Genomic DNA, 13,530 nt, shown 5'->3' on the forward strand with positions numbered 1-13,530 from the left:
TTATGTTTTAAGGTTCGCTTTTCTCCGGCTCCATGTGGTACTTGTCGGCGTTTTTTTAGCGCTAGGCATGTTCGACCGAAAAATAAATTTAATATTAAACGGTATGGCATATGCCGCAAGGCGCTAAAAATTGCGTGATATGCCATAAAAAATATTAACTTTTTGGTGAAATAAACTAGTTATTTAACACAGATTTTTAGTCGGTATGCGACAAATCGCCGCGCGACAATTTGTCTCATTGCGAATTATTTATTCTCGATTGAAGATGCGCCCGGCTCTAAAAGCCAACGAGAGTGTTAGAGGTGTTTTTGAACGATTTAGGGTTCTGTCTTTAAGATGCCGATTAATGCTGATTTTATTTAAAATTGTTTAAATTAGTTTGGTAACCCGCCGTAATCGAGCAGGTTATTTAAAGCCGGGAGTTATAAATGAAAAAAAGCAATAAAATCAAAGTAGGAATATTCGCTTTAACCGCGCTATCCAGCGCGTTGACGGCGATGGAGGCGAATGCGGCGTGTGCGACGGGTAAAACCGCGACCATCACGTTGAATAAAGCCATACTGGCAACGATAGCCGGCGGCGGCAGGCCTGGCGGCGTGACCTTGCCGGTCTCGAATGTCAGTTCCGGACAAGCGCTCTGGGGTGGCGTGGATTACGGCAAGCGCTATATCTACCTCAATACATTTTTGGCGGATAGCACGTTCAGTTACAGCACCTTGAGTAACACCGTGCCTGTCACGACCACTGGCGGAACCGGCGTGCTTGCCGGTACAGACACCTATCCAACACAAACCCTGCCTGTGGTCTGCGCCACGTCCGCTACACCTAATTACACAACTACTTTCCAAACCGGCAATATCGTCTCGACCTATAACGCTGGTACAGGTGCGGGAAAGATTGGCTTGGCGGGTGTGTTCAAAGTAAGAAGCGCCTTCCAAAACCCCAGTTTATCTCTTAGATGGGGAGAACTATCTCTAGAAAAAGTCGCTGGCAAATGGGTGGTTAAAGATAATTTGGTCGCAGCCATGACAGGTACGCCACAAACGCTGTTTAAACTGACCGAGGCGACGGAAACTCTATCGGGCACCACGGTGACGCTGAAAGGTAATCTGCGTTTCGCCGATGCCGCCGGACCGACAGACTGGGGTAGTTGTATTAAGGGTACGTTTAGCTCTACTTGTAATAACGGCGACCCTGGCGACACCATCGGTACCGGCGTCAACTGGTGGCAAACAAGCACCGCCACCTACAACAATCAAACCATGCTGACCGGAACCGGCACCTATACGACAGCAACTTCGACTAAAACCGGCACGCCGGCCCTCTACGGTAGTCCACGGCCAACCGGCAGCGAGTCTCAAGCCCTGGTCGGCACCATCGAAGTGACCTATACGTACTAATTGCCGATACTTCACTGGCGATAGACGTCTGTCCATCGCCTTCGTTTGAAGTTTACCACCAGGGAAAGCTCCGCCTACCCTGGTGGTTTTTCAGGACATAACTCCAAAAAATTCCGGCTGGTTTACCCCAAAACAATAATTTCAAGAAAAACTCATGAAAATCTATCCCGCAAACCTGAAACCCCTGGCCGCCGCGCTGGCGTTGGCGGCAGCCTCGCCGGCGCAAGCCGATCTGCCGAACGGCACCATCGGCGGCATGGCCTATTTCACCTATGACCAAGCTGCCTGGGCGACGATGAAGAGCTCGGGCAAGCGTAGCGACGTGCACGGCGTCGATCTGAAGAGCACGCCCGATCCCACCTCGGACACCGACGGCAACCGCTTCTTTTATCCGCAGCTCTTCCGCGACTATCGCCAGTCCGCTTTGATAGTGGCTTCCGGCACTGCGTCCGACGACTTCATCGTCGTTAGAGGCAATCCCTACCCGGAAGCGGTCGAGCAGTGGCGGATTTTCGATTTGGCGCAGCGCAAGCCTTTGGCCCAGCCTGAGGGCGGCTTCGCGATGCCGGTGGACCCAGTGGATGCTGGGCTGCCGATTGACTGGGGCGATGGTTACAGTCAAACCCGCTACGATCCCAATCCGGTAAATCATGGTGGCGTGCTTATCCGTTCGGTGATTGGCCTGGGCGGTGGATTTAGGATGGTCAGCGACTTTTTTGGCCAAAGTGGCTCGTTGTGGTTTGGCGGGTTGGAATTGAGGGAGCAAGGGCAGCCTGATGCCGACGATCCAAATTATAAATGGTATCTGGCTGCCAGCACCCCGGCTCAAGCTAATGCAACGGTATTCGAATTGATCGATCCTCTCTTCGGGGTCGACGCCCAAGGCCGGATGACTTTGGAAGCCGATTACAAATGGGGGCAGACCGCCTGGGGAGCGTTCTTTGGTTTTAGAAATGTAGACGGCAGTACATCCGAAGACGGCAACAAAGTCCTGGGCCACCTTTCCATCAATCCCAATCGCTCAGGCGCGCCGGTTTCCAGCGTACCGTTACCCGGTGCGGTTTGGCTGTTCGGCAGCGCGCTGCTGGGCTTGATTGGCGTCAAGCGGCGCATCGCTAACATTTCCGCCGTCTGACCCATCCTCGCGATCATTCAAGGAGCACGAATATGCAAACCATTAAAATCCTAGGCGCCGCGGCGTTGCTGGCCCTGTCCATGAACGGCCAGGCCGCCTTGCTCAGCCGGGCCGGCGGCACCATGGTCTACGACACCGAACTCAATGTAACCTGGCTGGCCGACGCCAACCTGATCAAATCCCAAATGGCGGCCAATCCCAATCTAGTCAGCGAGATCATCGCCAATGTCGGCGGCATCCACGACACCCCCAACGACTACGATTCCCCGGCCGGCAGCGGCTACCATTCGCTGACCGCCCGCGACTTCGACGCCGAAGACGGCCGGATGACCTGGTACGGTGCCAAGGCCTGGGCCAAAAATCTCAGCTACGGCGGTTTCAGCGACTGGCGTTTGCCGAATTACGGCACGGCGGAGTCCGGATTTGGTATCGGCGGTAGCGAAATGAACCATTTATACCAAGAACTGGGCAGTTTGGACCCCGACTACGCCACCAGTCCGGATTACAACCTGTTTAGCAACTATCCGTCGGTGCAGGGCGGCGGTTACCACACCCCACAATACTGGCTGGACGCCGAGTTCGGGCCGTTTCCGGAGTTCGCCGGTTACTTTAAGTCGGCCTTTCCACGGGGTGCCAGCGTTCCGGAGGGCTACCAAAGCTACGGCGTCAAGGGCGACGAATACCTGAATGCCTGGGCGGTGCGCGACGGCGACGTGGCGGGAACCGCGCCGGTGCCGCTGCCATCCGCCGTTTGGCTGTTTGCCGGCGGCTTGGGCTGGCTGGGCGCCAAACGGCGCAAAGCCGCTTGACTAGACGCGACACTTAAAATTTTAACGAAAAAGGAAAAACGCATATGCAACTGTTAAAACCCTTGACAGCCACCTTGCTGTTCACCCTGTCAGCCAGCGGCCAGGCCGCCTTGCTCAGCCGGGCCGGCGGCACCATGGTCTACGACACCGACCGCAACCTCACCTGGGTGGCCGACGCCAACCTGTTTCAAACCCAGGCCGCCGCCAACCCCAACCTGGTCAACCAGATCATCGCCAACGTCGGTACCATTAACGACACCCCCAACACCAGCGACACGCCAGCCAACAGCGGCCATTACAACCTCGCCGCCGGCGACTTCAATGCCGATGCCGGCCAACTGAGCTGGTATGGGGCGACGGCGTGGGCGCAAAACCTGGATTACGGCGGCTATAGCGATTGGCGCTTGCCAACCGCTAGTGCCAAAAACGTCCAAAGCGAGATGGGACATTTGTTTTTGGGCGAACTGGGCGGTGAATTGGGACAGCCGCTGGATGCCGTGCATAACGCCAATTATGACCTGTTCAAAAACATTCAGGTTGGTGGGTTCGGTTACTGGGCGTCGGGCGAATTCGCCAAGAACCCCGCTATGGCGGAGGTTTTCAGTCCTTATGACGGTGGCAATAGTTATCAAAATAAGGGCGACCCGTATTCTTTTGGCGGCACGTTCTTTAACGCCTGGGCCGTCCGCGACGGCGACGTGGCCGATACCGCGCCGGTGCCGCTGCCCGGCGCGGTTTGGTTGTTCGGTACCGGTGTAGTTGGCTTGCTGGGCTTGAAACGGCGCGGCGGTGTCGGTTAAACGTTAGTGTTGATCGAGGGCGATGGACCAAGCAGCGCTGGCACCGCCGTTGATTAAGGGAGGCCGTCGTAAAAGCCAAAATCGAAATGTTGGACGTCATTGCGATCCGCCCAATCTACCTTTTACGACAACCTCCACAGCAGGTCGTGCCCTAACTTAACGGTACTGCCCGCTTACTGGTTTCGCCAGCCGCCGTCATTTATTGTTCCCACGCGTCGACCTGCTCTCCTCTTTTTCAAAGAGAGGCTGAGGGAGATTTTTTAAATAAACCCCCCTCGATCCCCCTTTTTCAAAGGGGGAAGAGCTTTAACTTAACGGTATTGCCCCTTCAATCTCCTTCGGGTGCTTTTCCAAAGGGGAGGCAAGCTTAACGGCATTGCCGCCGGAGAAAATGGCAATTTTTTATCGTTGCCGCGCTCCAGCGTGGGAACAATACAAACAATAAATTACGCGGCGCGCTTGCTGCCCGGCAGGTCGCGGGCAATCGGGCTTAGGCTGAGTTCTTTGATGGAGTTAAAACTAGACATGCGGAAATTTAGTGTTTTTTTTGTGCCGGTTTTCCTGTTGGCATGTTTGTCGATTTATGTGCTCAAGGGCACCGGGTTTGATCGGCCCGAACCGCAGCCAGGGCAACCGGTCGGTTCGGCGACTGCTCCGCCGAGCCAATTGCTGGACGTTAACCCGCTTGGGCCTAAAATCCAGACCTTTACCGACGATCAAGCCTGGCTGGATTTTTCCGACGACACGTCTGCCGACGAGGTTGCCGATACTCAAGGCACGAGCCAGTTGCTGGCGGCATTGGAAGACAAGGCCGGGCAGGGGCTAAGCTACGAAGCGCTGCGGGACGGCGAGGAATTTCAACGGATCATGGCCCAACTCCAATCCGACCCCGCCGCCCGGCAGCAAGTGTTGGCGCAAGTTATGAAGTTCAGCGGCACGCCGTTGGGCAAAACTCTGAGTTTGGCCTTAGCGACCTCCGGTGTCGCCGTGAGCATGCCGAAGCTTAAAACGGCGGCCGTTCAGTTATTGCGGAAAGGCTCGGAGGAGCAACGGCTGGATGCCCTGCAATTGTTGGGTGCGACGGCGAGTTACGATGCTCCGACCCGCGCCGGTGTGCTGGATGTGTTACGCGGAGACGGCGCGGCAAATTCGGAATTAGCGGTGGCGGCCATGGCTAATTTGGTTAAGCAAAGCGGAGGTGCTTCGCCGGCCGAGCAACAAGAAATCGTTAAGGCGGTTTATCCGTTTGTCGGCAGCGGCGATCCGCAACTGCGGCTGAACGGCCTGCAAGTACTGTCCACTTTGGCGGGTAGCGATCCGGATGCTCAGCGGATTTTCGCCGAAGGGGTCAATGATGCCGATCCAGACGTCAGGCGTTGGGTGATTGCCGCGATGGGCAATGGCGAGTTTGCTTACGACAGCGTGCGCGAGCCGTTGCTGGCAACCTTGCAAAATCCGGATGAGGACCCGGCGGTGAAAGCCGTCGCGCAGCGGGCGCTGGAACGTTTTCCCTTGGACGAACAGGCGCAACAAATTTACCAGGAACATTTGGCTAGCGAATCTTACCAGGCGCCTACGGGCGGGTTTGGCTTCAATTAACGGCCTTGGCTGCATGCGCGTCTTTTCTTGATGCCACTACCATTATCAAAAAGGCCATTTCCTTGAAATATAGGGAATGGTGTTATTCCAGGAATGGTGATATAAAACTCAGTATTAATAGTTAAAACGCTGCTAATGTAAATGGGTGTTTTATTGTATTAAACGGTTTAACGCTTCACTCGTTTTTGCTGATTTCCGAGTTTGGCGTCCTGTTATTAATATCATTCAGTAAAGCGGTAAGTATTGATTTCAATTTAAATTTAAATAAATCGCCGCCTTCCTCAAGTCTGAAAAGTCGTCATTGAATAATAAACATTAGCTCTTAAGCTGCGTTAACCAGTTGAGGCCGGTTGTCTACAATTCGACTATTCCAGCAGAATCGGGTCGAAGAGACGATCACGATTCATCCGCCAGGGCATCGTTTTTGGCGTTAGCTTGTTTCAGAAGTTGTTGGGGGTAAAAAATATTTTCATAATCAAAAATTCGCCTGTCATTGGTAATTGCGGCATATGCCGTAAAATCGACCGAAATTGCGGTATATAAAATAGTTATTTAACACAGTATCGATATTATGGCTGAGATAATTTGTCCTGCGACAATTTGTCTCATTGCGAATTGTTTATTCTCGCTTGAAGATGCGCCCGGCTCGAAAAAAGCCAAAGAGAGTGTTAGAGGTGTTTTTTGAACGATTAAGGGTTCTGTCTTTAAAATGCCGATTAATGCTGATTTTATTTAAAGCTGTTTAAATTATTTTGATAATCCGCGCGCAAGCGAGCAGGTTATTCAAAACCGGGAGTTATAAATGAAAAAAAGCAATAAAATCAAAGTAGGAATATTCGCTTTAACCGCGCTATCCAGTGCGTTGACGGCGATGGAGGCGAATGCGGCGTGTACGACGGGTAATAACGCCACGCTCACCTTGCATAAAACCGCTTTAGCGACGATGGCGGGTGGGGGCAGGGCCGGTGGCCTGACGCTACCGTCTGCGGACTCGGATACGGGGCAGGCGCTTTGGGGAGGGGTGGATTACGGTAAACGTTTTATCTATCTCAATGCATTTCTTGCCGATAATGCTTTCAGCTACTCCACTCTGAATAATGCCACACCGAGCACCGGTACCGGCGGAGCTGCGGTGGTTGCGGGCACGACGACCTACAATGCTCAGACTTTGCCTGTGGTCTGTGCGACCTCGGCGACACCCAATTACACCACTACGTTTCAAACCGGAAATAAAGTCTCTACATGGAATAACGCTTCAACGGGCATAATCGGTTTAGCAGGGGTGTTGAAGGTGCGTAGCGCATTTCAAAACCCTGCGTTATCGCTCAGATGGGGTAAGCTTTCCCTGGAGAATACGGGCAATACGGGGGGGGGCAACGGCACTTGGGTGTTGAAAGAGTATTTGACGGGTAATACTCTTTTCAAACTGACCGAAGTCTATACCTCGCTGTCCGGAACCACCTTGACGTTGAAAGCCAATTTGCGCTTTGCCAATTCCAGCACTGATACCGATGGAACCGATTGGGGAAGATGCTTTAAAGGGACGAAGACAGGAACGGTTTGCGATGACTTCTACGGTATCAATGTAGCGCCGGCCAATGGTGCCAATTGGTGGCAATATACGGCCGATTCAGTCAATAACATGACCATGTTGACCGGTAGCGGTACTTACACCACTCCAACCTCGACAAAATCCGGCACTCCGGCTGTGTATGGTTCGCCGGCGCCAACAGGCTCTGAGTCGCAAGCCATCATAGGCACCATCGAAGTAACCCATCAATATTAACCATTGAAAGCGTGGGCGGCGATGGGTGACTAAGGCTACCTTCGCCTTCGTTGATAAGCATCAGGGAAAGCCTTTCGCCGCCCCTGATGGTTTTCCGGTAACAGTAAAGATAAAAAAATTTGATATTCAGGAAGAACCGCATGAAAAAACAATTACCTAACGTTAAGAAAATAACCCTGCTTTCCGTCAACCTGGCCGCGTTGATGATTCTATCCGCGCCCGCTGACGCCAGCACCTTGAACGGCACTATCGGCGGTATGGCTTACTTGACTTATGACCAGCAGGTCTGGGCGACGATGAAAAGCGAGTGGTTTCGAAGCGATATACACGGTATTCCGTTAAATAATGGTGCCATGGAGCCCACCTCCAACACCTACGGCAACCGCTTCTTTTATCCGCAATTGTTCGTTGGCAACGAGGTGCCGTCCGAAATTCCCAATTCGATAACCGCCTCGGATCGATCTATTCAGCGTGGCCAGTCCACGCCGGAAGCTATCGCGGCTTGGCGGATTGACGACCCAGCGCAGCGAGTGCCACTCGAGCAGCCGGTTGGCGGCTGGGCGATGCCGGTGGAATCGGCCGATTCGCCGGGGTTGGATCCTGGTTGGGGGGCAGGGTATGCGCCGGGTTCGTACGGGCCGTTGATGGCCGACGGCATGGGTTATAGCGATCCCGACTTTCCGGATTTTGTCCATTACATTAGCTTGGGCGGTTCCTTGCGCTTTGCCAGCGACTTTGCTGCGCCTGGCGGTACGCTCTGGCTGCGGGGTATTGATATTCGAGAATATCAAAGCGGTGATACTAATAGATGGTATATAGGTGCCAGCGGCCATGCGGAAACAGCCAAATATACGGCATTCCAGCTATTGAACCCTGTGTTTGGCGTTAATGCCCAAGGCATGCTGACCCTGGAATCTGATTACATTTGGGGGGACAGTTCGTGGGCCAGCTTTTTTCAACTTGGGGATCCAGAAGTCAATTTGGTTCTGGGTCACCTTTCCATCAACCCCGATGTTACCTCTACGCCGGCGGTCCCGGTGCCGGGAGCGGTCTGGCTGTTCGGTACCGGCTTGCTGGGGCTGCTAGGCCTTAAGAGGCGGGGCCGCGCCGGCTAAGCGTCAAAGCCGTGGGACGTGCTGAACGACGCGCGGCACACCCTATAGGCTGAGTCGTAAGCAATCATAAGCGCGCCATCGAAGTAAGCTATCAATATCGACCGTTGAAAGCGTGGTGGGCGATGGGTGGCTAAGGCTCCCATCGCCTTCGTTGGTAACCGCCAGGGAACTCTTTCGGCGGGGTCGAATAGATTTTATCGTGCCCACGCACCTGCGTGGGAATGCATCCCGTACCTCTCTAGTGGTGCGGCTTGGTACGCAGGAGCGTCTGTTTTGTGTTCCCACACTGGAGCTGGGACCACAATAAATTGATGCGGGGCGCTTGCTGCCCGCTAGGGCCGGGCAATCTGGCTTGGGTTGAGTTCTTTGATGGAGTTAAAACTAGACATGCGGAAATTCAGTGTTTTTTTTGTTCCGGTTTTCCTGGTGGCGTGTTTGTCGATTTATGTGCTCAAGGGTGCCGGGTTTGATCGGCCTGAATCGCAGACTGGGCAACCGGCCGGTTCGGCGACTGCTCCGCTGAGCCAATTGCTGGATGTTAACCCGCTTGGGCCTAAAATCCGGACCTTTACCGACGAGCAAGCCTGGCTGGATTTTTCCGACGACACCTCCACCGACGAGGTTGCCGACACTCAAAGTACAAGCCAGTTGCTGGTGGCATTGGAAGACAAGGCTGGGCAAGGGCTAAGCTACGAAGCGCTGCGGGACGGCGAGGAATTTCAACTGATCATGGCCCAGATCCAATCCGACCCCGCCGCCCGGCAGCAAGTGTTGGCGCACATTATGAAGTTCAGCGGCACGCCGTTGGGCAAAACCCTGAGTTTGGCCTTGGCGACCTCCGGTGCCGCCGTGGGCATGCCGAAGCTTAAAGCGGCGGCCGTCCAGTTATTGCGGAAAGGTTCCGAGGAGCAACGGCTGGATGCCCTGCAATTGTTGGGTGCGACGGCGAGTTACGATTCTCCGACCCGCGCCGGTGTGCTGGATGTGTTACGCGGAGACGGCGCGGCAAATTCGGAATTAGCGGTGGCGGCCATGGCTAATTTGGTTAAGCAAAGCGGAGGTGCTTCGCCGGCCGAGCAACAAGAAATCGTTAAGGCGGTTTATCCGTTTGTCGGCAGCGGCGATCCGCAACTGCGGCTGAACGGCCTGCAAGTACTGTCCACTTTGGCGGGTAGCGATCCGGATGCCCAGCGGATTTTCGCCGAAGGGGTCAACGATGCCGATCCCGATGTCAGACGTTGGGTGATCGCCGCGATGGGCAATGGCGAGTTTGCTTACGACAGCGTGCGCGAGCCGTTGCTGGCAACGTTGCAAAATCCGGATGAGGACCCGGCGGTGAAAGCCGTCGCGCAGCGGGCGCTGGAACGTTTTCCCTTGGACGATCAGGCGCAACAAATTTACCAGGAACATTTGGCTAGCGAGTCTTACCAGGCGCCCACGGGCGGATTTGGTTTCAATTAACGGGTTTGATATCCAGTCCGGTCAGGCGCTGAAAACGCCAAAATGCGAATTGGGTTTGCCCAATATCGTTTATTGAGGTTCTTCCGCCTTTTCAAAATGAGGATCGAAGGGGATATATTTGGAAAATCTCTCCAGCCCTCTTTTGCAAAGAGCGGAACAAATGGCGGGAGTTTTCCTCCGGAAGGATGACGATTAACAAAAGACTCGCCTGCCAATAATCAGCTTCACCCACTGACAAAGCGCCGCAGCTGCAACGGCTGGCGGCGTATGTTTCGTCCATCTCTTTTCGGTTGGTCATTTACCTCTTCTCCGGCAACACCTTTCTGAGTTAGTTAAGCCGGTATGACTCGCATCAATGGGCCTTCGAAATTCCCGGGGCAGTTCACTCTGTGTTGTCGGCCGATAGGCGTTGAGTACAAAACGCGACGCATCAGTGTCTCATCGCGATAGGGTGCGGTGCCAGACCGCGACGCAATTCGTCGATTATCCTGGTTTTGTGAGCGTCGCGTTGAATAAGGCGGTAGGTTGAAGGGTTCAAACGCTCGGCGAGGTTTCTTAAGCTATGTGTTTTAACGCAATAAAAACAGGTGAAATCACTTACTTTTTTTACTAGTCGATTCGCAAAGCATTTCAGCAAACCCATTTTACGGTTTTGCTAGGCGAACATAGGGGTTTTTGGTTGTCTTTATTTAAAAAAATACACTAATTTTCAATTGGTTATATTTTTGATGATGGCTCGGTTGTTTCTTGTTTTTCTAAGTGGCGCGTTTGTTGCATTTAGTTGAAGCAATCTTATTGCTGCATAGATAACCATGATCTTAACGTCGCCTCAAACTCTCGCCGAAATCTCTACATGGCAAGCGCAATACCAGGGGGATTCAATTGCCTTTGTATTCGAAGACCAGAGTTTGACGTTTCGCGAATTCGATCAACGGGCTAATCAAGTAGCGGCGGGTCTGTTAGCTGTCGGGATAGAGCCTGGGGCGCGAATCGCGATATTGAGCAAGGACAGTATTAATAGCTACGAAGTGCTATTCGGTTGCGCAAAAGCCAGAGCGGTTTTAATCGGAATTAACTGGCGGCTGACCCCGCAGGAAATTCATTACATTCTGCAGCACGGCAACGCCGAGATTTTGTTTATCTCTCGGGAGTTACTAGAAAGAATCGGGGCCGTGAAAAGCGAATTGCCGAGTTTACGCAAGATTATCGTATTGGATGGCGAATTCGAGGGTTATTCGAGTTTTCAAAATTGGCGGGATCAATTTTCGCCGAATGGCGTCGGTCTGACTTATTCGCCGGATGAAGTCGTTGTGCAAATGTATACCAGCGGCACTACCGGCCATCCAAAAGGCGTGCAACTGCCGAATTATTCGTTCTTTAGATTGATGCAGGGAATGCGCGAGCAAGGCGATCATTGGATGAACTTGAATCCGGACGACAAATTGCTGATTTCACTGCCGCAATTTCACATGGGCGGAATTTGGTGGGCGATTCAGGGCTTCATCGCCGGCGCGCAAGGTTTTATTATCGATACGTTTATTGCTTGGAAGGTGTTGGAACTGATCGAACGTCACCGGATTAGCAAAGTGCCGATGGTACCCGCGATGATTCAAACCACTTTGGCGGAACCTTCTTGCGAAACCACCGATTTATCGTCGGTACGGGGTTTTTTATACGGTGGATCGCCCATCGCGCCTGCGTTGCTGCAAAAGGCGATGCAGCGTTTCAACTGCGGATTTTTCCAAATCTACGGTATGACCGAAACCGGCAATATGGCGGTTTGCCTGCGCCCCGAAGATCACTCGCCGGCACATCCAAAACGTCAAGAATCCGCGGGCAGACCTTTGCCCGGTGTGGAAATACGCGTATCGGATATATCAGGAAATGCCTTGCCGGCTAATGCGGTCGGCGAAATCTCGATTAAGTCGCCCGCTAACATGATTGGTTATTGGAACAACGACGAGGCAACCCGGGAGTGCCTGTCCGAAGGTGGATGGATTAGAACCGGAGACGCCGGTTACTTCGACGAGGAAGGCTATTTGTATATCTGCGACAGGATCAAGGACATGATTATTTACGGCGGCGAAAACATTTATCCCGCCGAAATAGAAGCGGCGCTGTGCGAGCACGAAGCTGTCACCGAAGCAGCGGTCATCGGTATACCAGACGAGCGTTGGGGCGAGGTCGTCAAGGCGTTTGTCGTATTGCGGCCTGGCCAAGCGATTAAGGCGCGCGAACTGATTAACTTTACCCGAAATCGAATCGCCGACTTCAAGGCGCCAAAGTCGATCGATTTTCTCGAAAAGCTGCCTCGGAACCCGAGCGGAAAAATATTAAAACGGGAATTGAGAATGCCTTATTGGGCTAGCCAAGCTCGGCAAGTCAATTAGCTCGAGGCGGATTTCCGCCGCGACCGGGTTTCGTTAAGGCGTATTGGCGGAGCATTTTATGAACTGTTATCCGCCGGGAAATTTATAAAACCTTCACCTTTGGTTAGAGGAGAGTATGTATGAGCGTTGAGACCTTGGAAATGGAAGTGATCGAATCAAAATCCGGAAAAATAGGCGCCGAAATCCGTGGCCTGGATATCAATGGGTTGGCGGATGACGCGCCGGAACTGGGCATGATTCGTAGCTTGATCTACAAGAATAAACTGGTTGTACTGCGCGATCAGGAATTGGATGAACAAAAATACGTTGCATTCGCCCGTAAACTTGGGCGGCCGCAAGTCTATTTTCAGCCGCAATATCATCATCCGGATCATCCCGAGATATTTGTTTCTTCGAATGTGCCGGACCAAAACGGTAACAAAATCGGCGTTTCCGGTACCGGAAAATATTGGCATACCGACTGCGCGTTCGAAAAGAACCCCTTGTCGTTTACCTCGGTTTATCCCTTGATTTTCCCGAAAATGTCTAGGGAAACCTCTTACATCGATATGGTAACGGTATTGGAAAATCTGCCTACGGATTTAAGACAGTATGTCGACGATAAAATCTATATCCATGCGGGGCAATTACGATACAAAGTTCAAGCGTCCGATATCGATAAATCGCTGGCCGAGCTTCTCGATAGGATTAATAGCGAGGTGCCGCCGGTCGAGCATCCCGCCGTTATTCAGCACCCGGTAACCGGTGAGTTTTCGCTTTACATCAGTAGCGGCTTTACGACAAAAATCGCAGGATTGACTCACGAGGAAAATCAGCGCGCGTTGACGGCGCTATTTGATTTTATCGAACGTCCCGAACACGTGCATACTCACTATTGGGAAGAAGGCGATTTGATTATATGGGATAACCGCTCGGTTATACACAAGGCATCCGGCGTCAAGCCGGGAGAAACCAGCAAAATGTATCGGGTCGGTATTTACGATGACTTGCCGTTTTACGTGGGTATCGGCAATTAACATTCGATACGGTTAGTTT

The 13,530-nt window shown here is 52.8% G+C and carries 11 protein-coding genes; 10 read left to right on the top strand and 1 reads right to left on the bottom strand.

The window, feature by feature from the left end; all coding sequences use genetic code 11:
- The first annotated feature begins 428 nt into the window (after positions 1-428).
- The 8 genes from ACQE3E_RS04495 (at position 429) to ACQE3E_RS04530 (ending at position 10,105) form a co-directional block, all read left to right on the top strand.
- A complete protein-coding gene (locus ACQE3E_RS04495; RefSeq protein WP_426991134.1) occupies positions 429-1,400 on the top strand; it encodes a hypothetical protein in 972 nt (323 codons plus the stop codon).
- Between the two features lie 154 nt (positions 1,401-1,554).
- Positions 1,555-2,535, top strand: a complete 981-nt coding sequence (locus ACQE3E_RS04500) for a hypothetical protein (protein ID WP_427501267.1) — start codon at positions 1,555-1,557, stop codon at positions 2,533-2,535.
- Between the two features lie 32 nt (positions 2,536-2,567).
- Complete coding sequence (locus ACQE3E_RS04505; protein WP_168031959.1) at positions 2,568-3,344, top strand: hypothetical protein; 777 nt, start codon at positions 2,568-2,570, stop codon at positions 3,342-3,344.
- A 44-nt stretch (positions 3,345-3,388) separates the two neighbouring features.
- On the top strand, positions 3,389-4,144 hold the full coding sequence (locus tag ACQE3E_RS04510; RefSeq protein WP_168031957.1) for a DUF1566 domain-containing protein: 756 nt from the start codon (positions 3,389-3,391) through the stop codon (positions 4,142-4,144).
- Between the two features lie 525 nt (positions 4,145-4,669).
- A complete protein-coding gene (locus ACQE3E_RS04515; protein WP_168031955.1) occupies positions 4,670-5,743 on the top strand; it encodes a HEAT repeat domain-containing protein in 1,074 nt (357 codons plus the stop codon).
- An 802-nt stretch (positions 5,744-6,545) separates the two neighbouring features.
- Entirely contained in the window at positions 6,546-7,529 is a 984-nt protein-coding gene (locus tag ACQE3E_RS04520; protein WP_071155193.1) for a hypothetical protein, read from the top strand.
- A 140-nt stretch (positions 7,530-7,669) separates the two neighbouring features.
- Entirely contained in the window at positions 7,670-8,644 is a 975-nt protein-coding gene (locus ACQE3E_RS04525) for a hypothetical protein (RefSeq protein ID WP_064026125.1), read from the top strand.
- A gap of 387 nt (positions 8,645-9,031) precedes the next feature.
- Complete coding sequence (locus ACQE3E_RS04530; RefSeq protein WP_427501268.1) at positions 9,032-10,105, top strand: HEAT repeat domain-containing protein; 1,074 nt, start codon at positions 9,032-9,034, stop codon at positions 10,103-10,105.
- Positions 10,106-10,196: 91 nt separating this feature from the next.
- Here ACQE3E_RS04530 and ACQE3E_RS04535 read toward each other — a convergent pair whose 3' ends face one another.
- On the bottom strand, positions 10,197-10,403 hold the full coding sequence (locus ACQE3E_RS04535) for a hypothetical protein (protein ID WP_313728934.1): 207 nt from the start codon (positions 10,401-10,403) through the stop codon (positions 10,197-10,199).
- A 514-nt stretch (positions 10,404-10,917) separates the two neighbouring features.
- On the opposite strand from ACQE3E_RS04535, the gene ACQE3E_RS04540 reads away from it, so the two are divergent.
- Both ACQE3E_RS04540 and ACQE3E_RS04545 read left to right on the top strand, forming a co-directional pair.
- A complete protein-coding gene (locus tag ACQE3E_RS04540; protein ID WP_427501269.1) occupies positions 10,918-12,495 on the top strand; it encodes a fatty acid--CoA ligase in 1,578 nt (525 codons plus the stop codon).
- 119 nt (positions 12,496-12,614) lie between these two features.
- Entirely contained in the window at positions 12,615-13,511 is an 897-nt protein-coding gene (locus tag ACQE3E_RS04545; protein WP_217631657.1) for a TauD/TfdA dioxygenase family protein, read from the top strand.
- Positions 13,512-13,530: the final 19 nt, after the last annotated feature.

This window comes from Methylomonas sp. MED-D, assembly GCF_050276835.1.
Classification (GTDB): Bacteria; Pseudomonadota; Gammaproteobacteria; order Methylococcales; family Methylomonadaceae; genus Methylomonas; species Methylomonas koyamae_A.